The following is a 23,881-nucleotide window of genomic DNA, read 5'->3' on the forward strand; positions in this document are numbered from 1 at the left end:
AGTGGTGGTTGCGAGAGTTGGCTTGGTTGGCTTGGTTGGCTTGGTTGGCTTGGTTATCGCCCCTCCGCTTTTTTAAATTTTGCTCTAAATTTGCCAAATTTATCAAAATACTAAAAATAATATGTATAAATATATGTAAAATATTTTGTATTTTTTACTTTTTTAACTCAAAATTTTTTCAAAGAATTTAAGATAACGCCCAAATTTCGCTAAAAAGTTAAAATGGATTTAAAATGCTTTGGGATATAATTTGCGTTAAATTTATCAAAAGGCTAAAGTGATGATAAAACAAATTTCTGGTTCGCAGATGATAAGCGAAGCCTTGCACGAAGAGGGTGTTGAGATAGTTTTTGGCTATCCTGGCGGTGCAGCTTTAAATATCTACGACGAGACATATAAACAAACTTATTTTAAACACGTCTTGGTTCGCCACGAGCAAGCAGCCGTTCACGCAGCAGACGGATACGCTAGGGTTAGCGGAAAAGTGGGCGTGGCTTTTGTGACAAGTGGTCCTGGCTTTACAAATGCAGTGACAGGCCTTGCTACGGCTTACAGCGACAGCATCCCAGTTGTGCTTATAAGCGGTCAAGTACCAACCTTTATGATCGGCACAGATGCCTTTCAAGAGATCGATGCAGTCGGCATTTCACGCCCCTGTGTCAAGCATAACTTCTTGGTTAATAGCGTCGAGGAGCTACCTCGCATCATAAAAGAGGCGTTTTACATCGCAAGATCAGGCCGCCCAGGACCAGTTCATATCGATATCCCAAAAAACGTCACTTCAAGGCTTGGTGACTTTGTCTATCCAAAAGAAATTTCTATCCCAAGCTACAAACCGACATATAAAGGCAACTCTAAGCAGATAAAAAAAGCCGCAGCTGCGATAAATGAAGCAAAAAGACCACTTCTTTACATAGGTGGCGGCGCAGTCGCATCTGGAGCAAGCGAGATCATACGTAAATTTATGAAAAAAACTGGCATCCCAGCGGTTGAGACACTTATGGCTCTTGGCGTGCTTGACGCAAAAGATGAGCTAAATTTAGGCATGGCAGGCATGCACGGCAGCTACGCTTCAAATATGGCGCTTAGCGAGTGTGACCTTCTTATCTCGCTTGGAGCTAGATTTTGCGATAGGGTCACAGGTAAAACTGACGAGTTTGCCAAACATGCAAAGATCATTCATATCGACATCGATCCAAGCTCTATCTCAAAGATCATAAACGCTCACTATCCGATAGTTGGCGACCTTACAAACGTGTTAAGCGAGCTTTATGAAGAGGTGAAAGGTGAGCCTAAAAACTATGCGCCTTGGAGAGAAATTTTAGATAGATATCAAAAGTTAAATCCTCTTGGCTACACAGATAGCGACAAGGTCTTAAAGCCTCAATGGGTGGTTGAAGAGACCGCAAAGATAGTTGGCCCTGAGGCTATCATCGCAACTGACGTCGGTCAGCACCAGATGTGGGTGGCGCAGTTTTATCCATTTAACCGCGCAAGGCAGCTTGTCACAAGTGGTGGTCTTGGCACGATGGGATACGGTCTGCCTGCAGCGATTGGCGCAAAGTGCGCGAAGCCTGAACATTTGGTTGTAAATTTCACAGGCGATGGCTCGATACTTATGAATATTCAAGAGCTCATGACCGCCTGCGAGGCAAATGTCCCTGTCATAAACATCATCCTAAACAACAACTTCCTAGGCATGGTGCGCCAGTGGCAGACATTTTTCTATGAGAAGCGCTACTCATCGACTGATCTTAGCTTGCAGCCTGATTTTACGAAGATCGCTGAGGGATTTGGCGGCGTTGGTTTTGTTTGCAAGAGTAAAGATGAGTTTAAAAAGGCGTTAAAAGAGGCGATCAAGAGTAAAAAATCAGCTCTTATCGACGTTAGGATCGACCGCTTTGAGGACGTGCTTCCTATGGTTCCAGCTGGGGCTGCGATTTATAATATGATATTAAAGAGCAAGGAAGAAAAATGAGTATAAGAAGAACGATTTCGGTTATAGTTTTAAATGAGCATGGCGTTTTGGCTAGAATTTCTGGACTTTTTGCAGGCAGGGGCTACAACATCGACACGCTCACAGTCGCTCCGATACCTGAGAGCAACTTCTCAAGACTAAGCATCGTCACAAGCGGCGATGAGAGGGTTTTGGAGCAGATCGTAAAACAGCTTCACAAGCTCATACCAACATATAAAGTCATAGAAAGTGGCGAATTTGTCGAAAAAGAGATGGCACTTGTGAAAATTCCGCTTGGTGAAAATTTTGCAGGCCTTGAGGCGATACTAAAGACATATAATGGCATCGTCACAAACACAAATGAAAACTACATCGTCGTCATGGTGGCTGATGATGCGAGCAGGGTAGAGAGCTTTTTAAAATCGATAAAGAAATTTAACCCAGTTGATGTCGTGCGCGGCGGATCTGTGATAATGGATATATGATGAAACTAAGCGAAATAGCCTTAAAAGTAAATGCTACTTTTAGCGGAGAAGATCTTGAAATTTTTGCTCTAAATTCTTTAAAAAATGCAAATAAAGCTGAACTAACATACTGCGATGGCGAGAAAAATGCTAAATTTATAAGCACTTCAAACGCTGGAGCTATCTTGGTGACAAAATCGCTTTTGGACTTGGTGCCAGCTGGCATGGTAGCGCTTGTGTGCGACAACCCGCACCTTGCATTTGCCATCCTTAGTAAAATTTACGCTAAGCCGCTTTTTTGCGAGCCAAAACCATCAAATATCGCCCAGAGTGCAACTATAATGCCAAATGTCTATATAGGCTCAAACGTGAGTATGGGCGAAAATACGATAGTGATGGCTGGGGCGTTTTTGGGCGATAACGTAACTATCGGTAAAAACTGCATCATCCACCCAAACGTCGTCATCTATAATGACTGCGTCATAGGCAATGAGTGCCACTTGCTAGCAAACTGCGTTATAGGCAGCGACGGTTTTGGCTATGCGCATACAAAAACTGGCGAGCATGTGAAAATTTATCACAACGGCAACGTTGTTTTGGGCGATTTTGTCGAGATCGGCGCTTGCACTACGATAGATCGTGGCGTTTTTGAAAGTACGATGATCGCAAACTATACAAAGATAGACAATCTCGTTCAAATAGGCCACAACTGCGAGCTTGGAAATGGCTGCCTCATCGTCTCACAAACTGGACTTGCTGGCTCAACAGTGCTAGGCAGAAACGTCGTCATGGGCGGACAAAGCGGCTCAGCTGGTCACGTAAGCGTTGGAGACTTTGCTCAGATCGCGGCACGCGGCGGCGTTAGCAAAGACCTACCTGGCGGCAAAAAATACGCTGGAGCTTATCCGATAATGGAGCTTTCAGAGCAGTTTAAACTACAAGCAAAGATATTGAGATTTTTTAAGAAAAACTAAATTTGGCGGAGCTCTCCGCCAAATAGTTGTCGTACTTCTATAATTTAAATTTAAATTTTTCTATTGTTTTATTTCACCGCAATCCCAAACTAACACTTATGGCTAATAAAAATAGCCAGTAAGAGATCTAATTTAGGCATTAGACTTAAATAAAATTTAATGCTCATAATAAAATAGCTGAACTTATATGAGCAAAGTGTTATGAGATGTAGTCATTTTTGTGCTTAATGATGTAGAGAGCAGTCCATCTACTACAGGTTGTTTGCTCGTGGCGGTAAAAAGCAAATTTTGGCACATACTTTGATATATAAGAACTTCTAAAAGACATTAGCAAAACGCTGGTGGATAAAATTCTTTTTACTAAGGTGATCTGCCTAAATTTATAAGGTAGTATCACACTAACACTTGTTTTATCACTTATTAATTTTAACTCTTTATGGTGGCTACTTAAAATGTGAATTTTATAAAATAAATTTACAAAGCTAAATTTATTTTCTGTTTTCGTCTAGGACTTTTTGCATGCTCTCTCTAGTCGCCTCTAGCCAGTTTTGTTTTGAGGTATCGACTAGATCAAGACAAAAGAGCTTGATGTCAGCTTTTTTAAAGCTAAATTCTTTCACCTTCATCGCATCGCTTCCGACGATTACGATAGGCTGAACCTTTAAATTTAGCTTTTCAACTAGCAGTTTTGCGCCACCTTTAAATGGCAAGAGCTCTTTAGTTTGAGACCTTGTGCCTTCTGGAAATATCGCTAAAACACGTCCATTCTCTACCCTGTCTTTTGCTTCGCTTAAAAGCTTTATTAGCGAGTGCTTGTTTTCTCGCTCGACCGCTATCATCTTTGGGAGGCTCAAAATTTTACCGATGATCGGGATCTTGCCTATTTGCGCCTTTGCGATCCAGCAGATATTTTTAGGATGGATCTCTTCAAGCACGATGATATCAAGCATACTTTGGTGATTTATCAGCAAGATATTTGCTTCGTCGCTAAATTTACCGATAACTTCTAGCTTATATCCGCCAAAAAATCTCTGCGATCTACCCCAAAATTTTCTTATGGCTCTATTTTTAGAGTTAAAGAGCCACATAAAAAATACGACAATAACGACACTTATCACAAATTCAATAGAAAAGAAAAAAGCTCTAATTTTTGACAAGATCACCCTTTCTTACCCAGCCGATTTTGCCATCTGCGAATAAAATTTTTGAGTAGTCATCTTTTGTGTCTAAAATTTCAACATTTTCGTTTTTACGAGATGTATAAAAAACGGTTGAATTTTTAGTTGGCAAGATAGTGACGCTCACATCTGGCTTAAGCACTGCTTTGCCAAAAGGATTGTAAGTGTAAATTCCAAGTGCGATAAAGACAGCTGCCACAAAGAAGTAGCTTAGCTTTCTTCGCCAGATCGCTAGCAAGATAAAGATAGCGACTAAAGAGTAGATCGTGATATCTTTGTAAGTGCTAAATTCGCTTTGTTTTGGGTTTAGACCGATTTGCGTGCTAACCTCGTCCTCTTCGACGCTCACAGGCAGTGAAAAGCTCTCAAATTTAGCTTTTTTTAGGTTGTAGTAGTTAAAGTCAAGCGTCTTTTTGTTTGGCTTAAACACTGCAAAATAATATGCACTTTGTGAGTTAAAGTCGCCGTTTATCGTATCTACGCCTTGCTTTAGGATCGTTTTGTTTTCGATATTAAAGGCGCTTAGATCGACATTGTTGCCGTAAATCTCAACGACCATGATGTTGTTTATATCATCAAATTTAGTCGTTTTAAATTTCTTTACCTCAAGGTTGTCAGCGACGATGTGATTGTAGTTCTCGTCACTTCTAAGCTCTTTTAGCTTTGGTAAAAAGATATTTATGTTTGAATTTTGATAGTTCTCGCCATTTCTTTTTAGATCCAAGCTAACTCGTAAAGTCTTTGCATCAATGCTTGTTGCTTCAAGGTAGAAAGTGCCGATGTATTTGTTTTCTTCGCCTTTTACCCATTGAAAATTCTTCTTATTTAGCCATTTGATATTTGTCTCATCAAGCTGTGTCTCAAACTCAAACTCAAGGTCGCTTTGCGTATCGGCTACGATCTCAACGCTAAAAATTTCTCCTACTACGACATTTTTAGGGATATTTGTCGCTTTTAAAAGAAGGTCTTTTATTTTGATCTTGTCGTAGACTTGATTGTCAGGGACGCTGATGTCTGGTTCGTTTGTCGGTACGATATTTCGCATCTGCTCTGGAGTGATACGCTCTGGCTGTGGGGCGATAGAGCGTGGAGAGACGAGCTTTCTTGATATTTCTTCTTCGCTTGGAGTCTTTGTTTGCGGCTTTGAACTTGGGCTATTTACAAATTTATCCTCTCTTGCCTCATCCATCATGTCAAAAACACTGACTTCATCAGTGTTTGCGGCAAATAAATTTAGCGCGAGTAGGGCGATAAAAAGTGTTCGTTTTACCAAACTAGCCCTTTTAACATCTTCATGCCATCATCTGTGCCTAAAATTTTCTCACAAGCGCGCTCTGGGTGAGGCATAAGACCAAATATCCTCTTACTCTCATCGCAAATCCCAGCTATGCTATCAACTGAGCCATTTGGATTTATCTCATTGCCGTTGATACCACAGTATTTTAGCAGGACTTGTTCGTTATCATATAGGCTTTTTAGCGTATCTTCATCAGTGTAGTAGTTGCCCTCGCCGTGAGCGATAGGGATATTTACCACTTCGTTTTTAGCTAAATTTGCTAGGAATTTATTGTTATTTGAGATCACTTTTAGGTGGTGGTATTTTGAGACGAAATTTAAATTTTCATTTCTTCTCATCGCACCTTTTAAAAGTCCAAGCTCTAGAAGCATCTGAAAGCCATTGCAAATTCCCAATATGTAGCCACCTTTTTTCGCATGCTCTTTTACAGCCTGCATAGCAGGGCTAAATTTAGCTATCGCAGCTGTTCTTAGATAGTCGCCATAGCTAAAACCACCAGGCAAAACGACTAGATCAGCATCGATCTTATCCTCTTTGTGCCAGATGATCTGCGTTTGGCAGCCAAGTAGCTTAAAAGCGTGAGCTGTGTCTTCTTCGCAGTTTGTGCCAGGAAAAAGTATGATCGCTACTTTCATAGCACGATCTCGTAGTCTTCGATGACGGTGTTTGCCAGAAGCTCTTCACACATCACTTTTAGCTGCTCTTTTGCTTTGCTTTTATCGCTCTCGTCGATATCTAAAACGATTTGTTTGCCTATCCTGACATTTGAAACACCGCTAAATCCAAGTGAATTTAGCGCATGCTCCACTGCCTTACCAGCAGGGTCAAGGACCCCGCTTCTTAATGCTATATTTACGACAGCTTTCATCTTTGTCCTTAAGAAAGAATTCTTCTTAAAACTTCTTCGTAAGCTACTTTTACGCTACCAAGGTCTTGTCTAAATCTATCTTTGTCAAGTTTTTCGTTTGTTGTTGCATCCCAAAATCTGCAGCTATCAGGGCTTATCTCGTCTGCTAAGATGATGTTGCCATCTTTGTCGATACCAAATTCGACTTTGAAATCAACTAGTTTTAAATTTCTCTCTGCAAAGAATTTAAATAATATAGAGTTGATCTCTCTTGCTGTGTGTCTTAGTGTTTGAAGATCTTTTTCGCTCTTTACTAGACCCATGATGATGCAGTGCTCATCAGTAACTAGTGGATCGTGCAAATCGTCATTTTTGTAGTAGAACTCAACAAGTGTAAAAGGTAGAACTGTGCCTTCTTTTATGCCAAGCCTTTTGCTAAGTGAGCCAGTCGCGATATTTCTCACAACAACTTCAAGAGGTATGATCTCGCATTTTTTAACTACTTGCTCGGTGTCGCTGATGGTTTCAACTAGGTCAGTCACGATACCTTTGCTCTCTAGCAGTTTAAAAAGCTGAGTAGAGATTTTGTTATTTAGTGCGCCTTTGCCAGCTTCGTTGCCTCTTTTTTGAGCATCAAACGCTGTTAAATCGTCTTTAAATTCAGCCACAAGTAGATTTGGATCGTCTGTGGCGTACATTTTCTTGCCTTTTCCCTCGTAGATAAGCTCTCTTTTTTGCATGTTGTTCTCCTTTAGATTATTGTTGTTTTATCTTTAAAATTTTGATCGTATCAATCGCTGTTTTTAACTGAATATCCTCATCGACTTTTTTCTGTGTGATTATATTTTTATCATCTTTTGCTTCAGTTTTATTGCCTTCGCTTGTAGGATTTATCTTGTTTAGCTCGCTCTTTAGGTGTGCTTTTAGTTCGCTCTCTTTGATGCTAAATGCGCTATCGTCACTTTGCGGCACTTTGCCAGGATGCACGACTACATCTGGTGTTACGCCAACAGCTTGGATAGTTCTGCCACTTGGTAAGTAGTATCTTGCGATGGTTAGTCTTAGCGCTTCTGTATCGTCTATTGGTAGGATCACCTGAACGCTGCCTTTACCAAAGGTGTTTTCACCAATTATCACAGCACGCTTATGATCTTGCAGTGAACCACTTACGATCTCGCTAGCACTTGCACTTCCGCCATTTACCAGCACTACAAGTGGGAGTTTTGATAAGGTTTTGCTAGCGCTTGCTTTATACTCTACATTTTCAGATGTATCACGACCTTTTTGAGAGACGATGACGCCGTTATCCACGAAAAGATCCACTAGATCAACAGCTTGATTTAAAAGACCGCCAGGGTTGTTTCTAAGATCAAGTATGATGCCATTTGCTTTTGGATGCTCTTTGATAGCATCTTTTACCTTTGTAACGACGTTTTTGTCAAAATTTGTGACGCGTATATAAAGGATGTTTTCATTTTCTATCATTTTTGCATAGACAGACTCAACCTTTATAAGATCTCTTATGATCTTTACGTCAAATGGCTTTTGCTCGCCTTTTCGCAAAATCGTAATTGTTATCGGAGTTTTTGGCTTGCCGCGCATCTTATTTACGGCTTCATCTATCGTTGTGCCGATAGTTGAGTTGCCATCGATCCTTAAAATGATATCGCCTGCTTTTATGCCTGCTTTATCAGCTGGAGTGTCCTCGATAGGCGAGATAACGGTTAGTGCGCTATCTTTCATGCCAACTGTTATGCCAAGTCCGCCAAATTCTCCGCTTGTTTGGACCTGCATATCTTTATATGCTTTTTCATTTAAAAAGCTCGAGTGAGCATCTAAATTTTGCATCAAACCAGCGATGGCTTTGTCAATTATCTCTTTAAATTTAATATCATCAACGTAGTATTTTTCAACAGTTGAGATGGTTTTTGTAAGTTTTGAAAGTGCTTCAAGTTTTGCACTCGCCTCATCTTCAGTTTTAGCAAAAAGTGCATTTACTGCTACGCTTGAGATGAGCAGGGCGCCTGTTATTTTTAGCGCAAAAGATCTAGTAAATTTATTCAAAATATCTCCTATATTTTTTGGCTTAATTTTATTAACATTTGGCTAAAAAAAGCATAAATTTAACCTTATATTTTTAACTTTTGTCTATTTTTAACACAAATTTATAACAGCAAATTTTAGCAATTATATAAAAAGAGTGACAAAGGCTATAAAAATACTTGACAATATAAGACTAAAGTTATATAATGCCGCCATTATAAAATAACTTAAGGAGCTTTAATGGCTGACATAACAGAAAATTTAACAGCGCAGATGCAAGAGACACTTGAAAAAGGCGTTAGCTTAGCGATCTTTTCTAAAAATCCACAAGTTGTGCCACTTCACGTCTTTTGGGCTTTACTCGCTGATAGCAATTCTATTTTAAATCAAGTATTTAATAAGATGAACATAAGCAAAGACGCAGTCGAGCTTGAGATAAAAAGCAAGATCTCGTCACTCCCAAGCAGCTCAAACGTCACAAAAGATAACGTTTCAGTTTCAAGAGAGCTTATAAATTCGCTTGAAAATGCAAAAGCTTTAATGGTAAGCATGGGCGATAGCTACATAGCTGTTGATACTTGGATCATCTCGGCTCTTGAGCTTAGTGAGATCAAACAAATTTTAAGCAAATTTTGCGACATCTTAGAGATCAAAAAGAATCTTGAGAGCATAAGAGGTGGTAAAAAGATAGATAGCCAAACTGGCGATGATACTCTTGATAGCTTAGAGAAATTTGGTATCGATCTAACACAAAAAGCCCTAAATAAAGAGCTTGATCCAGTCATCGGACGTGATGAAGAGATCACTAGAATGATGCAAATTTTAATAAGAAAGAGCAAAAATAACCCTATCTTGCTTGGTGAGCCAGGCGTTGGTAAAACAGCTATCGTTGAGGGGCTAGCTCAAAAGATAGTGGCTCGCGATGTGCCAACAAGCCTTGCAAACAAGCGTGTCATCGCACTTGATATGAGCGCAGTTGTAGCTGGAGCAAAGTATAGAGGCGAGTTTGAAGATAGGCTAAAAGCTGTCATCGACGAGGTCAAAAAAGCTGGCAATATCATACTTTTTATAGATGAAATTCACACCATAGTTGGAGCTGGTGCGAGCGAGGGCGGAATGGACGCTGCAAATATCCTAAAACCAGCTCTTGCACGTGGAGAGCTTCACGCTGTTGGTGCGACAACATTAAAAGAGTATAGAAAATACTTTGAAAAAGATGCAGCGCTTCAAAGACGTTTTCAGCCTATAGACGTTAAAGAGCCAAGTGTAAATGAGGCATTGCAAATTTTACGTGGTATAAAAGAGCGCCTTGAAGTTCATCACGGCATCACGATAACAGATAGCGCGCTAGTTGCCGCTGCAAGGCTAAGCGACCGATATATCGCAAACCGCTTCTTGCCAGATAAGGCGATAGATCTTATAGATGAGGCAGCAGCTGAGCTTAAGATGCAAATAGAGAGCGAGCCATACGAGCTTTCAAAGATAAAACGCGAGATCGTAACGCTTCAAGTAGAAAAAGAAGCACTAAAGATGGAGGATGCGGATAAAAATAAAGAGAGACTTGGCGAGATCGAAAAAGAGATAGCTGATCTAAATGAGAAAAAGCTAGCGCTTGATACTAAATTTGAAAATGAAAAGGCCGTTTTTGGCGGAATTTCAAAAGCAACAAAAGAGATCGATAGCTTAAAATCACAAGCTGAGATAGCAAAAAGAAATGGCGATCTTCAAAAGGCTGCCGAGATAGAATACGGCAAGATAGCAGACGCCAAAAAGCACAAACATGAGCTTGAAGAAAAATGGGAGCACATGAAAAAAGAGGGCGTGCTTCTTAAAAATCAAGTCGATGAAGAGCTTGTGGCTGAAATTTTGAGCAAATGGACTGGAATTTCAGTTAAAAAGATGCTAACAAGCGAAAAAGAGAAATATCTGCGTATCGAAGAGCATCTAAGAGAGAGTGTTGTCGGTCAAGATGACGCATTACACGCACTTGCACGTGCTGTTAAGAGAAACAAAGCAGGGCTAAATGAGGGTCAAAGGCCGATTGGTTCGTTTTTATTTCTTGGACCAACAGGCGTTGGAAAAACTCAGTCTGCTAAGGCTTTGGCTAAATTCTTATTTGACGATGAGAAGGCACTTATCCGCTTTGACATGAGCGAATATATGGAAAAACATAGCGTGAGCAGGCTTCTTGGTGCGCCTCCAGGATATGTAGGCTACGATGAGGGCGGTCAGCTAACAGAGGCAGTTCGCAGAAGACCATACTCAGTCATACTTTTTGACGAGGTTGAAAAGGCTCACAAAGACGTATTTAACATACTTCTTGGCATACTTGATGATGGACGCGCGACTGATAATAAGGGTGTAACGGTTGATTTTAAAAACACGATCATCATTTTAACTTCAAACATCGCTTCAAATTTCATTATGGAGCTAAAGGGTGAAGACCGTGACGTGGCTGTTAAAAACGAGCTTAAAAACTACTTTAAGCCTGAGTTTTTAAATAGGCTAGATGATACTATCATCTTTAATCCTCTAAACGAGCAAGGCTTGATATCTATCGTTGAGATCATGTTTAAGGAGCTTGAAAAAACTCTTCACAACCGTGGTATCAAGGCGGTTTTAAGCGAAGAGGCTAAGAAATTTATCGCAAAAGCTGGCTTTGACATAGTTTATGGCGCAAGACCTCTTAGAAGAGCGCTTTATGAGCTAGTTGAGGACAAGATCGCTGATATGATCTTAAAAGATGAGCTTGAAAGTGGCGATGAGATCACCATTGATAGCGATGGCGAGAAGATCATCATTAAGAAAAAATAACTTAAAATTTACTTGGCAGGTTGGATCAACTTGCCAAGCATAAATAAATTTAACTAATATCCTTATTTGACCTGTAATAAAATATAAAAAATAGCACGCAAAGCATCGCTACAAAGGCAAAGACTATCAACGTGCCATCTTTAAATGAGCTTAAAAACATACCATTTGTATTCATACCAAAAAAGCCAGTGATGAAATTTAGTGGCAAAAATAGAGCCGAAATGAGCGTTAAGAGGTAGATGTTTTTGTTTATCTTGTCGTTTTTGGCACTTTGTATAAATGTATAGATGTCTTCTACCCTGCAGGCATATTCGTTAGCTATGGTTTTAAAGACACTAGCTTCGTGGATGCTGTTTTTAAGCTCTTTTTTCAGCTCTTCTTGCTCACTTTGACATATTGCAAGAGCTTCGTAAAAGTGCGAAATGCTATTTTGAAATTTTCTGATCTCATACTTTAAAAAGTGGTGTCTTTTTATAAATTTCTCAAAATTTTTTTGGCTAGCATAAATTTTCTCATACTCATTTAGCTCGTCTTGATGCTCTAAAATTTTATTTGCATATTCGTTACAAATTCCCTTAATAGCTGCTTCAAACGTGCTTTTATCGCATTCATGCTCAAGATCTTCTTTGTAAATTTTGCCATCTTTAAATAAAAATTTAAAAACTTGCTTTTGTGACGGCGAAATGAGCGTGATGTAGTCAAATGCATCTCCATAAAAATATCCACAAACTACGTTTTTATAGCTCATCTGCGCTCCTTTTTGCATAGAAATTTCGCTTAAATTTAGCAAATTCGCCGACCTCTATCGCCTCTCTCATCTCTTTCATCAAATTTAGATAGTAGTGCAGGTTGTGAAGGCTTGCTAGCCTAAAAAATGTGAGCTCTCTAGCCTTAAAAAGGTGGTTTAGATAGCCTCTTGAGTAGCGCTTGCAGGTGTAGCACTGGCAAGCTGGGTCTATCGGCGCGTGGTCGTTTATAAATTTGGCTGATTTTATATTTATCTTGCCAAAGCTAGTAAATAGCGTGCCATTTCTTGCGTTTCTTGTTGGCATGACGCAGTCAAACATATCAACGCCTCGCTCCACGTTTTCAACTAGGTCTTCAGGTGTGCCAACGCCCATTAGATAGCGAGGTCTAAGCTCATCCATAAATGGCATAACCGCCTCAACCGTCTCATACATCGCCTCATTGCTCTCGCCAACGCTAAGACCTCCTATTGCAAGGCCGTCAAATGGCATCTCGTTTAGTGCCTGCGCACAAAATTTACGTGCCTCATAGTCGGTGCCACCTTGAACGATACCAAAGATATTTTGCTGCAAGCCAACACCCTTGCTTTGCATAAATTTGTGGTAATCAATCGCCTCTTTTGCCCATTTTATCGTTCGTTTTATGCTTAGATCTATCCTTTTTGGCTCAGCTGGCAATGCAACCAAATCATCAAGTATCATCATGATGTCGCTGCCTAGCTCATACTGCGTGTCAAGGACGGACCTTGGCGTGAAGTAGTGCGTGCTGCCGTCGATGTGGCTTTTAAATTTTATCCCACCATCGTCGTTTTTGGTGTTTGACCTAAGCGAAAATGCCTGAAATCCGCCGCTATCAGTTAAAAATGAGCGCTCAAATTTAGAAAAGCCATGAAGTCCGCCAAACTCACGCACGACTCTGCTACCAGGGCGAAGATACATATGATAGGTGTTTGCTAGGATTATCTTTGCGTCTAAAATTTCACTCATATCAAAGGCGTCTAGGCTTTTAACTGCGCCAACCGTGCCAACTGGCATGAAAACTGGCGTTTGTATCACGCTGTGAGCAGTCGTGAGAATGCCGCGCCTTGCGTTGCCATCTTTTTTTATAACTTCAAATTTCATCTAAGTCCTTAAAATTTTTGATTTTTTATTTTAACAAAATTTATAATATAATCCAGAAATTTTAAGGCAAAGGAACTTTTTGCAAAAAAGAAATGATATCGTTTTTACCGAAGCAAACGGCACTGCGACCATAAAATTTGCAGGTGAGTTTAGCTACAAAGACGCAAAAAATTTACAAAGCATTTTTAAAAAAATCCAAAAGCTTAACGGCAATGTTAAATTTGACTTTAGTGAGCTAAAGAGCATTGATTACGCTGTTTTGATCCTTTTAAAAAATACGCTAAATGGCAAGAAATTTGAGATCATCACAAACGACGAAAAGATAAAGGCGATGAGCAATCTTTTAAATGACGAAAAGATCGACTTTAACTACATGCCGCCTCACAATAGCCTAAATTTTTTCTCGCGCCTTGGTGAGAAAATTTGCGAGGGATTTGTAAATTTGCTTGAGTTTGGCTCATTTTTAGGCGAGTTTTTGATAAAAAGCGTGAGAATTTTATTTAATCCTGCAAATTTAAGGTTTAGAGAATTTAGTAACTACATAAAAGATGGTGGTGTAAATGCCGTTTTCATCGTATCGCTCACCGCTTTTTTGATAGGCGTCGTGCTTGCTTATCTTGGCAGTGCGATGCTTGCAAGCTTTGGGGCAAGTATATTTATAGTAGAGATCATGGGCATGCTAACGCTTAGAGAGGTGGCCCCGCTCATCGCTGCTATCGTCGTGGCGGGCAGGTCGGCCTCTAGCTTTACCGCGCAAATCGGCGCTATGAAGCTAACTGAGGAGATAGACGCGATGAAGACGATGGGTTTTGAGCCATTTAACTTCTTGGTGCTGCCACGCATCATCGCCATGGTGCTTTGCGTACCTGTCATCATCTTTATAGCTGATAGCATAAGCATTTTAGGGCAGATGATCATTTGCCAAACTATTCTTGATATCAGCTTTAGCGACTATCTCAATAGATTTCGCGAGATGGTTGAGCTTAGGCACTTTGCTGTTGGCATGATAAAGGCTCCGTTTTTTGGCGCGGTGATAGCGATCATTGGGTGCATGAGGGGATTTGGCGTGAGTCAAAACGCCCAAAGCCTTGGAGCGATGACAACCGTTAGCGTTGTAAATGCGATATTTTGGGTCATTGCGCTTGATGCATTTTTCGCGATAATTTTTATGTGGCTAAAGATATGAACGAGATAATAGTTGGAAAAAACATAACGACAAGTTATGGCGACAAGATAATGCACGATAATGTGAGCTGGAGCGTCAAAGAGGCTGAAATTTACGGCTTCTTAGGCGGTAGTGGCGCTGGTAAAACGACGCTTATGAAGACGATGATATATCTAAAAAAGCCAAGTAAGGGCGATATATTTTTTGATGGCGTCAATATGTGGAAAAGTAGTCAAGCAGAGCAGCAAGAGATAAAGCTAAAAAGTGGGACGATGTTTCAGTTTGGAGCGCTTTATAGCTCGATGACTATCCTTGATAACGTGGGCGTTTTGCTTCATGAATACTCTAAATTTAACAAGCGCCAGATCGATGAGATAGCGATGTTTTGGATACAAAAGGTGGGGCTTAAAAAAGAGGTTTCAATGCTCTATCCAAGCGAGCTAAGTGGCGGTATGAAAAAGCGTGCCGCGCTTGCAAGAGCCTTGGTGCTAAGTCCAAGAGTGCTATTTTTGGACGAGCCAAATAGCGGTCTTGATCCAGTTAGCTCGCGGCAGATGGACGCGCTCATAAAAGAGCTTCGTGATAGCATCGGCGTAACTGTCGTCATGGTGACGCATGATGCGGATAGTATTTTTGATATTTTGGATAGATTTTTGATAATAGATAACAAAAAGATAGCCTTTGAGGGAGATATAAAAGAGCTTGAGCATCTTGAAAACAACCCGCTTGAAGAGCTATTTAAAATGAGGAAAAAGTAGATGGAAAATAGAAATTCTTATACCATTGTCGGCATGTTTTTTATAGCCTGCCTTACAGCATTTGCCATATTTATCTGGTGGATGACTAGCAAAAATAACACAAAGGTTGATTTTAAGGAGTATTACATCCACACAAGCGAGCTGCCAAGCGGCTTAAAAGTGGACTCTACGGTTAAATTTATCGGCGTGCCAGCTGGAAGTGTTAGTGATATAAATTTTGTCGATGACAAAAACGCTCTTATAAACATCACAATGAAGATAAGAGAGGATCTGCCTATCAAGGCTGATAGCGTGGCTAGCATCGAAGTTCAGGCTATTAGCGGTGTGGCTAGTATCAATATAAGCCGAGGCACGAAGGATTTTAAACCAGGCGATAAGCCTATCTTAAAGCTTGAAGAGAGCCTTCTTTCAAAGCTTGGAAACAACGCTGAGAACATCACTTTAAAGATAAATCAAACCCTTGATAAAGTTGATGGCTTTTTCTCAGCTGAAAATATCTCTCACATCGAGTCAATCCTAAGAAATATCGATAAATTTACTCAGGTTTTAACCGATGAAAATGGTCTAAGCGAGGTTGATAGCATCGTTAAAAATGTAAAAAATTTCACCGACAGCCTAAACAAAACAGATACAAAAGAGCTTGCTAAAAATTTAAACACGCTAATCGCGAGTGCAAATTCAGTTTTCAAATCAGCAAATTCGGCTGTCACTGGATATAGCTCGCTTCAAGATATTATCACTCAAAAGGTAAAAAACGGCGAGTATGACCTTAGAAACACGGTCTCTCCGCTTCTTAGAGAGGCTAGCGAGTTTTTAAATGGATTTGACAAGACGCTACGTGAGTTTAGAGGCGCGCTTCAAAGGCTTGAGGATAACCCTTACGAGTTCTTCTTCACAAATCCAGTGCCAAATGACAAAGGAGATAAAAAATGAGAAATTTAATCTTTCTAGCGGCTGCATTTTTATTTTTTGGCTGCTCGCTAAAGACCGACGTGCCAATGGCAACTATGTATGAAATTCACTACTCAAACAAAGAGTGCTCAGCTGAAAACAAGCAAAAAGAGCTAAAAAATGTCTTCATAGAAAACGTAAGCGCCCTTGATATGGTCGATACCAGAAAGATACTAATCGTCGCTGAAAACAATAAGATAAGATATTTGACAGACGCTAAATTTGTCTCTGAGCCAAGCGAGATGATCTATAAGTCGCTCGTAAAAGGACTTTACTCAAACTGCGCTGCAAAGCCGATATTTTCGCCAAATGCAAAGGATCTTAGGCTAAAAGTTAGCATCATCTCACTTCAAATAAGAGGCGACAAAGCCGAAGTTTCGCTAGCTTATGAGCTATTTAACGCAAACAACTCGCTAAAATCAGGCATGATCACAAAAGAAATTTTCTGCCCAGACCCAAGCTCAAGCACCATTTTTGAGACGATAAACAAGGCTGCAAATTCAGCTATCGATACTTTAATCTCTGAAATAATCTACTAAAATTTTCTTAAATTTTTTGGCTGTGAAAGCTTAAATTTACAGCCAAAAATAGCTTATTTTAAAGACCTTTTGTTATAATGCGGATTTAAAATACGGAGAATTAATGAAGAAAATTTTAATAATCGCTGGTGGAGCTTTTGCAAGAAATTTTTTAGATAGACTTCTTGGAGCAAAGTCAAATTTACACCACTACATCGTTGTTTCAAACGAAGATCACAGCCAAAAGGCAAATTACGAAAATTTCACATTTTATCAGTTTGATCCAACCAGTCTTTCAAAGCTAAAGAGCATAAGTGATGGCTATTTTAGCCAGTTTTGTATCGTGAGTGAGAACAAAGATGAAGCGGTTGCTGTTTATGAAAATTTAAGACAGATCAGCACAAAGACTGAGACCATTTTTATGAACTCGTGGGAGCTTGATGAAAAGTGCAAGGAGACTTTTGCAAGCGATAAGCACCTAAGCGTGGTTGATATAAGAGATATCGCAGCTTCTAGGCTCATGGACTATCTGCCAGATATGCCTGTATATGCTGATAATATCGGCTTTAGCGAGGGCGAGATCATGGAGGTTAAGGTGCCTATTGGCAGCTCATATATGTATCGCCATGTAAGCTCGATCGCTCAAAAAAGATGGCGGATAGCGCTCATTTACAGGGGCGCTGAGATCATCTTGCCAAAGCCAAATACAATGATCCAGCCAAGCGATATCTTGCTAATCGTTGGCGATCCAAACGTACTTCAAAACGTTTATCGCTCGATAAAACGCGAAAGCGGGCAGTTTCCAAGTCCATTTGGCAGCAACATCTACACGCTAATCGATATGAGATCAATGAGCAAGGAGCGAGTTAGCAAGCTCATAAAAGATAGCTTATATGTGCATTCAAAGCTAAATAACAAACGCCTTATCTTTAGAGTGATAAATCCGACTTTGGGCGAAAATTTAGAGACGCTAAAGGCGATAAAAGAGAAAAATATCCTTGTTTTGATGGATTATTTTAATAGCGATAATAAATCGATAAAAGATGACGTTTTAAAACACGACATCGGACTAATCATAAGTGACGATAGATACTTTTTTAAATTTCAAAAGCTATTTTATGAGCTTAAAATCCCAGTACTAAAAACGGGCAAAATTTTGCTCTCAAAGATAAAAGAGGGCGTGATACTGGGCGATCAAAGCCAAGAGGTGGAAAATCAATCAGCCGTCATTACAGACTGCTGCGCGCAGCTTGATTTGGAGATGAGATTTTACTATTTTGATAACAAGCATAGCGACGATGAGGCGCTAAAAGAGCACTTTGAGAGCATTAGCACGCTCTTTTCAAAGCGCATAAAGATAGAAAATCACAGCCTGAAAAACCCGCTTGTAAAGCTAAAAGGCACAAATGATCTGCTTCATTTTGTGATGTTTAGCAAGAGCGTGGCAAATGGCAGCGCTTTTGCCTTTTTATCGACAAATTTAAATAGACTTTATAAAAAACTAAGCCAAAACGCACAGCTTTTTGTGCCAGTAAGTGAGTAGAAAATGCAGATAAATTTAAACCTTAAGGAAAAGGCGTCAAGCTATAAAATTTATATAAACGAGCTTGAGAGATTAGAGCTAAAGGGCAAGGTCGGCATCGTCACAAATGCCAAAGTTGCGGGGCTTCACCTTGAAAAGCTACTTAGCGTTTTAAAGTGCGATGAGAAATTTATCATAAGCGTGCCAGACGGGGAGGAGTATAAAAACTTAACAACGATAGAGCAAATTTTAGAGCAGCTTTTTGTTAGTAAATTTGACCGCTCATCTACGCTCATAGCTCTTGGCGGTGGCGTCATCAGCGATATGACTGGCTTTGTGGCAAGCATATATGAAAGAGGGATAAGCTTCATTAATATCCCAACCACGCTTCTAGCACAAGTCGATGCTAGTGTGGGCGGAAAGACTGGGGTAAATAACAAATTTGGTAAAAATTTAATAGGCTCATTTTATCAGCCAAAGGCAGTTTTTTGCGAGATAAATTTCTTAAAAACATTGCCAAAGAGAGAATTTGCAGCTGGCGTGGCTGAGGCTTTAAAGATGGCTGTGACATTTGATAAAGAGATGTTTAGCTGGCTAAAAAGCGTAAATTTAGACGATGAAAATTTAGCAAAGCTAGTTGAAAAGTCGATAAATTTAAAGGCTAGGGTGGTTGAGCAAGATGAGAAAGAAAAGGGGCTAAGAGCCATCCTAAACTACGGTCATACATTCGCTCACGTCATCGAAAACGAGACAAACTACAAAGAATTTTTGCACGGCGAAGCGGTGGCGATAGGTATGAATATGGCAAATCGCCTAAGCGTTAGACTGGGTCTCATGAGCGAGGCACAGGCAGAAGAGATCAAGCAGGTTTTAGTGAAATTTGATCTGCCTGTAAGCTACAAAATAGAAAATGAATATGCATTTTACGAGGCGTTTTTTATGGATAAAAAGACAAAAGGTGATAAGATAAATTTCATCATCGCAGATAAAATCGGCAGTGCGGTCATCAAAAATGACGTCAAAAAAGAGGACGTTTTAGAAACTTTGAGAGAATTTAAATGAAAAAGATCCTAGTTTTTCTACTTTTTTGCTTTGCACTTTATGCTGAAGAAAACGCTACGCTTGAGCAAAATGTCTCACAAAATTTACAAAATAGCGAGCTTATAAAAGAAATTTCAAACCTAGATAACTCCCTAAAAAACAACATCTGGATCACAAGATACGCCAACTACAACACCTATCAAAAGCTTCTTGATGAGCTAGAGCAAAATGAAAATGAGCTTAAAAAGCTTGATAAAGGGTCAAAAAGAGGTGGCGATCTCATAAAGAGAAGTCAAACTCTAAAAGAGCAGATAAATTTGCTAAAAGAGTATGAGAAAACGCCATTTTCAAATATGCTAGCAGCACCAGAAATGGAGACACCACCTAGGATAAATAGCCCAGTGGCGCTGGTATCTGGCTTTTCATACATCAAAAAGATAAGAAGCGACAAGATCGAGTACCAAAGGCACATCAAAGAGCTTGACACCTTGCTTGAGAAGCTTGAAGCAAAAGAGAATTTGCTAAATAGGCTAAATTTGATAGATGATAGCGAGCAAAATAGAGCAAGTCTAAACCTTGCAAAGCAAGAGATAGGCGACTTCAAAGCGGCAAAACAGATCGCTGATACCACTTATAGCGTCTATGAAAAAAGAGCAGATGAAGCGGTAAATATGACGACCTCTGACATCAAGGCTCAGTTTTTAAGCATGGGCTACACAGCCATCGTCATACTTCTAACGATCGGACTAACGTTTATCGCTAAATTTATCGTTAAAAGAACGATCACGGATAATGAGAGATTTTACACGGTCAATAAATTTCTAAACGTGCTAAACATCACCGTTATCATCATAATCCTGCTCTTTTCATACATCGAAAACGTCACATATCTAGTAACCGTTCTAGGTTTTGCCTCAGCTGGTATCGCTATCGCGATGAAAGATATGTTTATGAGCATGCTTGGCTGGATGGTTATCATGTTTGGTGGCACGATCCACGTGGGTGACCGCGTCAGAGTCTATCACGACGGGAGCGAATTTGTGGGCGATGTGATAGACATTTCACTACTTCGCTTAACCGTTTTTGAAGACGTTAGCTACTCGACCTATAAGACAAACCGCCGTGCAGGTAGGATCATCTTTGTGCCAAATAACTACATCTTTACAGACCTCATCGCAAACTACTCACACTACGGCATGAAGACCGTTTGGGACGGCATAGATGTCGTGATAAGCTTTGATAGTAATCACAAAAAGGCCGCCTATCTAGCAAAAAATATAGTAAAAAAATATTCAAAAGGCTACACTGACATCGCAAAACGTCAGATGAACAAGCTAAGAAGCCAGTACAGCATCAAAAATCCAAACGTAGAGCCAAGAATTTATACATTTTTTGAGCCTTATGGTATAAATATCTCATGCTGGTTTATGTCAAACTCATACGCCACGCTCGCTCTTAGAAGCACGATAAGCGCTGAGATAATCGAGGCATTTTTGGCTCACGATGATATAAAGATAGCTTACCCAACACAAACTATGTTTATAGGCAAAAAAGAAACGCCAAGCGATCACGTAGCTCACGCCGAGCAAGAGGGCGAAAATATCTAATGCAAAAGATATTTTTTAAGACGTTTGGATGCCGCACAAACATCTATGACACCGAGCTTTTAAAGAGCTACATCAAAGACTACGAGATCACAAACGACGAAGAGGTCGCTGATATCGTCGTGATAAATTCATGCACCGTGACAAACTCAGCTGATAGTGGCGTTAGAAACTATATAAACGGCGTAAAAAGACGTGGGGCAAAGGTGATACTAACAGGATGTGGCGCAGTTAGCAAGGGCAAAGAGCTTTTTAGTAGCGGCGTCTTTGGTGTGCTAGGAGCTAGTAAAAAGAGTGATCTAAATGAGCTTTTAAAACAAGAAAAGCCATTTTTTGAGCTTGGAAATTTAAACTCAGTCGATAAAAACATCGTCACAAACTACGAAAATCACACAAAGGCCTTTATAAAAATTCAAGAAGGCTGCAACTTTAACTGCAGCTACTGCATCATCCCTTCAGTGCGTGGCAAAGCTAGGAGCATGGATGAGGCGATGATCTTAAAAGAAGCTAGAATTTTAGCTCAAAATGGCTATAATGAGCTCGTTCTAACTGGCACAAACATAGGCAGTTACGGCAAGGATACAAATAGCTCTCTTGGCAAATTGCTAGCAAATTTAGGCAAAATTTCAGGCATCAGACGCATAAGACTTGGCAGTATCGAGCCAAGCCAGATAGATGAGAGCTTTAGAGAAATTTTAAAAGAGGAGTGGCTGGAGCGTCATCTACACATCGCACTTCAGCACACGAGCCAGGCGATGCTAAAGATCATGCGCAGGCGAAATAACGCATTTAGCGACTTAGAGCTTTTTAATGAGCTTAGCTCACTTGGCTTTGCTTTGGGGACTGACTATATCGTGGGTCATCCAGGTGAGAGTGAGGAAATTTGGGCAGAAGCGGTGGAAAATTTCAAGAAATTTCCTATCACGCACCTGCACGCTTTTGTCTATTCGCCAAGGCGCGATACGCACTCATCGACACTAAAAAGCGATGTAAGCGGCGATGTGGCAAAGGCAAGGCTGAAGGTTTTGCAAGGCATTGCTTTGCAAAATAATGAAAATTTTAGAAAAAAACATAACGGGACTTTAAAAATTTTAGTCGAGCAAAAGAACGGCGACTTTTACGAGGGCTTTGATCAGTTTTACAACAAAGCTAAAATTTCTAGTCAAAACGACATAACAAAAGAGTGGTTGGAGGTAAGCGAATATGAAATTAAGCCAGATGCCAATTATGCAAAAATTTAAATTTAACAAGAAAAATATCCTGATAATAGCCGCTATGGCTCTAATAATAGCGCTACTTTTTGCTGTGAGCAAAGAGCCACGAAACATCACCTACTCGCAATATATGCAACTAATGGATGGAAATTTCATCGATAAAGCGGTCATCGACGAAGATGAGGTCATCCTCTATGCGCAAAATAACCGCTTTGCCATCATAAAAGAGGGCATAGACATAAAAGAGCTCATCAAAAAGGTCCCAGTCGAGCGAAGCGTGCAATATATCACGCCTGGCATGGTTTGGGGAAGCATCATCTTTGTTTGTCTTGTGCTTTGGTACTCCTATATTTTTCGGGCTATTAAGAAAAAAGAGGAGAGCCTTTTAAGCAAAAAGGACGGTGCTTTTGAGATAGAAAGCGTGCTAAATCAAAATGCGATGCCAGTCATCTCAAACGTTAGATTTAGCGATGTGGCAGGCATTAGCGAGGTCAAAAGCGAGCTTAGTGAGATAGTTGATTTTCTTAAAAATCCACAAAAATATAGAAATTTTGGTATCAAAATGCCAAAAGGCGTGCTGATGATAGGCCCTCCAGGCGTTGGTAAGACGCTTGTGGCAAAGGCAGTTGCTGGCGAGGCAAATGTGCCGTTTTTTTACCAAAATGGCGCAAGCTTTGTGCAAATTTACGTCGGCATGGGCGCAAAAAGAGTTAGAGAGCTCTTTAGCAGAGCCAAATCCTACGCACCATCAATCATCTTTATCGACGAGATAGACGCTGTTGGTAAGAGTAGGGGTGGCACTAGAAACGACGAGCGAGAAGCCACGCTAAATCAGCTGCTAACCGAGATGGACGGCTTTGAAGATAACTCAGGTGTCATCGTCATAGCTGCAACAAACAGGATCGAGATGATCGACGAGGCGCTACTTAGATCAGGGCGCTTTGATAGGCGTATATTTTTATCAATGCCTGATTTTAACGACAGGGTGGCGATCCTAAACACATATCTAAGAGATAAAAACTGCGAAGTGACAGCTGAAGATATCGCTAGAATGAGCGTTGGCTTTTCTGGTGCGGCACTTAGCACACTTGTAAATGAAGCAGCGATAAACGCTCTAAGAAACGGCGAAAGCGTGCTTAGGATGAGAGACTTTGAGGCTGTTTTAAACAAGGTCTTGCTCGGTAAGAAAAAGGTGCTAAGCTACAGCGAGAGCGAGAAGAAAATTCAAGCCATCTATCAAGGCGCAAAGGCGCTAAGTGCTTACTGGTTTGATGTGAAATTTGAAAAAATTTCGCTCATTGAAGACCGCTTTATGGCGACTGAGCAAGAGATCGAGTCAAAGTCACAGATGCTCTCACGCATAAAGGTTTTAATCTCTGGCATGTGCAAGCTCGAGATAGATGAGAACGACATCTTTTCAAACTCAAGCAACGATCTAAATTTGGCAAAAGAGATCGCTTCAAAGATGGTTTATGAGTATGGCATGGGAAATTCTTTCGTGCCAAATCCAAACGATGTGGAAGAAATTTTAAAACAAGCAAAAGATGAGATAATCTCATTTTTAAAGGGCACAAACGAGCAAATCGCAAGGATAAGCTCGTATCTGCTCGCTTATGAAAGCGTAGATAAAGAGACGCTTGCTAAAATTTTAAATGAAAACTACTAA

Annotated in this window: 21 protein-coding genes; 13 read left to right on the forward strand and 8 right to left on the reverse strand. The window is 40.2% G+C overall.

Annotation, left to right across the window (positions count from 1 at the left end; all coding sequences use genetic code 11):
• Positions 1-283: 283 nt before the first annotated feature.
• Genes CVT14_RS01270 through lpxD form a run of 3 tightly spaced genes read left to right on the forward strand, consistent with a single transcriptional unit; the run spans position 284 to position 3,395 of the window.
• A complete protein-coding gene (locus CVT14_RS01270) occupies positions 284-1,978 on the forward strand; it encodes an acetolactate synthase large subunit (RefSeq protein WP_234403104.1) in 1,695 nt (564 codons plus the stop codon).
• Positions 1,979-1,980: 2 nt separating this feature from the next.
• On the forward strand, positions 1,981-2,442 hold the full coding sequence (gene ilvN / locus CVT14_RS01275; RefSeq protein WP_223227413.1) for an acetolactate synthase small subunit: 462 nt from the start codon (positions 1,981-1,983) through the stop codon (positions 2,440-2,442).
• A complete protein-coding gene (gene lpxD / locus CVT14_RS01280) occupies positions 2,442-3,395 on the forward strand; it encodes a UDP-3-O-(3-hydroxymyristoyl)glucosamine N-acyltransferase (protein WP_107849499.1) in 954 nt (317 codons plus the stop codon). Before ilvN ends, lpxD begins: the two co-directional genes overlap by 1 nt.
• 488 nt (positions 3,396-3,883) lie before the next feature.
• Here the strand turns inward: lpxD and CVT14_RS01285 are convergent, their stop codons facing one another.
• The 6 genes from CVT14_RS01285 to CVT14_RS01310 are packed head-to-tail and all read right to left on the reverse strand — an operon-like array spanning position 3,884 to position 8,748.
• Complete coding sequence (locus CVT14_RS01285) at positions 3,884-4,552, reverse strand: lysophospholipid acyltransferase family protein (RefSeq protein WP_009293860.1); 669 nt, start codon at positions 4,550-4,552, stop codon at positions 3,884-3,886.
• The gene (locus CVT14_RS01290; protein WP_103586363.1) at positions 4,539-5,846 is read right to left on the reverse strand and encodes an SH3 domain-containing protein; all 1,308 of its coding nucleotides are present in this window, start codon (positions 5,844-5,846) and stop codon (positions 4,539-4,541) included. Before CVT14_RS01290 ends, CVT14_RS01285 begins: the two co-directional genes overlap by 14 nt.
• Complete coding sequence (gene purQ / locus CVT14_RS01295) at positions 5,840-6,505, reverse strand: phosphoribosylformylglycinamidine synthase I (RefSeq protein WP_107849500.1); 666 nt, start codon at positions 6,503-6,505, stop codon at positions 5,840-5,842. The genes CVT14_RS01290 and purQ overlap by 7 nt, the downstream gene beginning before the upstream one ends.
• The gene (gene purS, locus CVT14_RS01300) at positions 6,502-6,738 is read right to left on the reverse strand and encodes a phosphoribosylformylglycinamidine synthase subunit PurS (RefSeq protein ID WP_002941745.1); all 237 of its coding nucleotides are present in this window, start codon (positions 6,736-6,738) and stop codon (positions 6,502-6,504) included. Before purS ends, purQ begins: the two co-directional genes overlap by 4 nt.
• Positions 6,739-6,746: 8 nt before the next feature.
• Positions 6,747-7,457 carry a phosphoribosylaminoimidazolesuccinocarboxamide synthase gene (gene purC, locus CVT14_RS01305; RefSeq protein WP_009293856.1) on the reverse strand — a complete coding sequence of 237 codons (711 nt, stop codon included), beginning with the start codon at positions 7,455-7,457 and terminating at the stop codon, positions 6,747-6,749.
• A 16-nt stretch (positions 7,458-7,473) separates the two neighbouring features.
• A complete protein-coding gene (locus CVT14_RS01310; protein WP_234403105.1) occupies positions 7,474-8,748 on the reverse strand; it encodes a S41 family peptidase in 1,275 nt (424 codons plus the stop codon).
• Between the two features lie 252 nt (positions 8,749-9,000).
• Between CVT14_RS01310 and CVT14_RS01315 the strand changes: the two genes are divergently transcribed.
• Entirely contained in the window at positions 9,001-11,574 is a 2,574-nt protein-coding gene (locus CVT14_RS01315) for an ATP-dependent Clp protease ATP-binding subunit (RefSeq protein ID WP_012001683.1), read from the forward strand.
• A 49-nt stretch (positions 11,575-11,623) separates the two neighbouring features.
• On the opposite strand, the gene CVT14_RS01320 is transcribed toward CVT14_RS01315, so the two are convergent.
• Entirely contained in the window at positions 11,624-12,322 is a 699-nt protein-coding gene (locus CVT14_RS01320; protein WP_107849502.1) for a CorA family divalent cation transporter, read from the reverse strand.
• Positions 12,312-13,442: a tRNA guanosine(34) transglycosylase Tgt gene (tgt, locus tag CVT14_RS01325; protein ID WP_107849503.1), complete on the reverse strand. Its 1,131-nt coding sequence runs from the start codon at positions 13,440-13,442 to the stop codon at positions 12,312-12,314. The genes CVT14_RS01320 and tgt overlap by 11 nt, the downstream gene beginning before the upstream one ends.
• A gap of 79 nt (positions 13,443-13,521) precedes the next feature.
• Between tgt and CVT14_RS01330 the strand changes: the two genes are divergently transcribed.
• The 9 genes from CVT14_RS01330 to CVT14_RS01370 all read left to right on the forward strand — a co-directional run bounded on the left by CVT14_RS01330 (position 13,522) and on the right by CVT14_RS01370 (position 23,881).
• On the forward strand, positions 13,522-14,628 hold the full coding sequence (locus tag CVT14_RS01330) for an MlaE family ABC transporter permease (RefSeq protein ID WP_021089167.1): 1,107 nt from the start codon (positions 13,522-13,524) through the stop codon (positions 14,626-14,628).
• Positions 14,625-15,365 carry an ABC transporter ATP-binding protein gene (locus CVT14_RS01335; protein WP_021089143.1) on the forward strand — a complete coding sequence of 247 codons (741 nt, stop codon included), beginning with the start codon at positions 14,625-14,627 and terminating at the stop codon, positions 15,363-15,365. Before CVT14_RS01330 ends, CVT14_RS01335 begins: the two co-directional genes overlap by 4 nt.
• Entirely contained in the window at positions 15,366-16,298 is a 933-nt protein-coding gene (locus tag CVT14_RS01340) for an MlaD family protein (RefSeq protein WP_002940905.1), read from the forward strand.
• Positions 16,295-16,855 carry an ABC-type transport auxiliary lipoprotein family protein gene (locus tag CVT14_RS01345; protein WP_021089141.1) on the forward strand — a complete coding sequence of 187 codons (561 nt, stop codon included), beginning with the start codon at positions 16,295-16,297 and terminating at the stop codon, positions 16,853-16,855. The genes CVT14_RS01340 and CVT14_RS01345 overlap by 4 nt, the downstream gene beginning before the upstream one ends.
• 103 nt (positions 16,856-16,958) lie before the next feature.
• Entirely contained in the window at positions 16,959-18,377 is a 1,419-nt protein-coding gene (locus CVT14_RS01350; protein ID WP_021089182.1) for a COG3400 family protein, read from the forward strand.
• 3 nt (positions 18,378-18,380) lie between these two features.
• The gene (gene aroB, locus CVT14_RS01355) at positions 18,381-19,418 is read left to right on the forward strand and encodes a 3-dehydroquinate synthase (protein ID WP_107849504.1); all 1,038 of its coding nucleotides are present in this window, start codon (positions 18,381-18,383) and stop codon (positions 19,416-19,418) included.
• The gene (locus tag CVT14_RS01360; protein WP_021084642.1) at positions 19,415-21,004 is read left to right on the forward strand and encodes a mechanosensitive ion channel domain-containing protein; all 1,590 of its coding nucleotides are present in this window, start codon (positions 19,415-19,417) and stop codon (positions 21,002-21,004) included. The genes aroB and CVT14_RS01360 overlap by 4 nt, the downstream gene beginning before the upstream one ends.
• The gene (mtaB, locus tag CVT14_RS01365) at positions 21,004-22,242 is read left to right on the forward strand and encodes a tRNA (N(6)-L-threonylcarbamoyladenosine(37)-C(2))-methylthiotransferase MtaB (RefSeq protein WP_107849505.1); all 1,239 of its coding nucleotides are present in this window, start codon (positions 21,004-21,006) and stop codon (positions 22,240-22,242) included. Before CVT14_RS01360 ends, mtaB begins: the two co-directional genes overlap by 1 nt.
• Positions 22,229-23,881 carry an ATP-dependent metallopeptidase FtsH/Yme1/Tma family protein gene (locus tag CVT14_RS01370; RefSeq protein ID WP_107849583.1) on the forward strand — a complete coding sequence of 551 codons (1,653 nt, stop codon included), beginning with the start codon at positions 22,229-22,231 and terminating at the stop codon, positions 23,879-23,881. The genes mtaB and CVT14_RS01370 overlap by 14 nt, the downstream gene beginning before the upstream one ends.

This window comes from Campylobacter concisus (assembly GCF_003048445.1).
Lineage (GTDB): Bacteria > Campylobacterota > Campylobacteria > Campylobacterales > Campylobacteraceae > Campylobacter_A > Campylobacter_A concisus_BF.

What these genes read in the sequence shown, in the direction of transcription:
- mtaB (WP_107849505.1), top strand. Translation starts at nt 21,004, where the DNA reads ATGCAAAAGATATTTTTTAAGACGTTTGGATGCCGCACAAACATCTAT.
- CVT14_RS01320 (WP_107849502.1), bottom strand. Translation starts at nt 12,322, where the DNA reads ATGAGCTATAAAAACGTAGTTTGTGGATATTTTTATGGAGATGCATTT.
- CVT14_RS01345 (WP_021089141.1), top strand. Translation starts at nt 16,295, where the DNA reads ATGAGAAATTTAATCTTTCTAGCGGCTGCATTTTTATTTTTTGGCTGC.
- purQ (WP_107849500.1), bottom strand. Translation starts at nt 6,505, where the DNA reads ATGAAAGTAGCGATCATACTTTTTCCTGGCACAAACTGCGAAGAAGAC.
- aroB (WP_107849504.1), top strand. Translation starts at nt 18,381, where the DNA reads ATGCAGATAAATTTAAACCTTAAGGAAAAGGCGTCAAGCTATAAAATT.
- purS (WP_002941745.1), bottom strand. Translation starts at nt 6,738, where the DNA reads ATGAAAGCTGTCGTAAATATAGCATTAAGAAGCGGGGTCCTTGACCCT.
- CVT14_RS01360 (WP_021084642.1), top strand. Translation starts at nt 19,415, where the DNA reads ATGAAAAAGATCCTAGTTTTTCTACTTTTTTGCTTTGCACTTTATGCT.
- CVT14_RS01315 (WP_012001683.1), top strand. Translation starts at nt 9,001, where the DNA reads ATGGCTGACATAACAGAAAATTTAACAGCGCAGATGCAAGAGACACTT.
- tgt (WP_107849503.1), bottom strand. Translation starts at nt 13,442, where the DNA reads ATGAAATTTGAAGTTATAAAAAAAGATGGCAACGCAAGGCGCGGCATT.
- CVT14_RS01350 (WP_021089182.1), top strand. Translation starts at nt 16,959, where the DNA reads ATGAAGAAAATTTTAATAATCGCTGGTGGAGCTTTTGCAAGAAATTTT.
- purC (WP_009293856.1), bottom strand. Translation starts at nt 7,457, where the DNA reads ATGCAAAAAAGAGAGCTTATCTACGAGGGAAAAGGCAAGAAAATGTAC.
- CVT14_RS01370 (WP_107849583.1), top strand. Translation starts at nt 22,229, where the DNA reads ATGCAAAAATTTAAATTTAACAAGAAAAATATCCTGATAATAGCCGCT.
- CVT14_RS01335 (WP_021089143.1), top strand. Translation starts at nt 14,625, where the DNA reads ATGAACGAGATAATAGTTGGAAAAAACATAACGACAAGTTATGGCGAC.
- lpxD (WP_107849499.1), top strand. Translation starts at nt 2,442, where the DNA reads ATGAAACTAAGCGAAATAGCCTTAAAAGTAAATGCTACTTTTAGCGGA.
- CVT14_RS01340 (WP_002940905.1), top strand. Translation starts at nt 15,366, where the DNA reads ATGGAAAATAGAAATTCTTATACCATTGTCGGCATGTTTTTTATAGCC.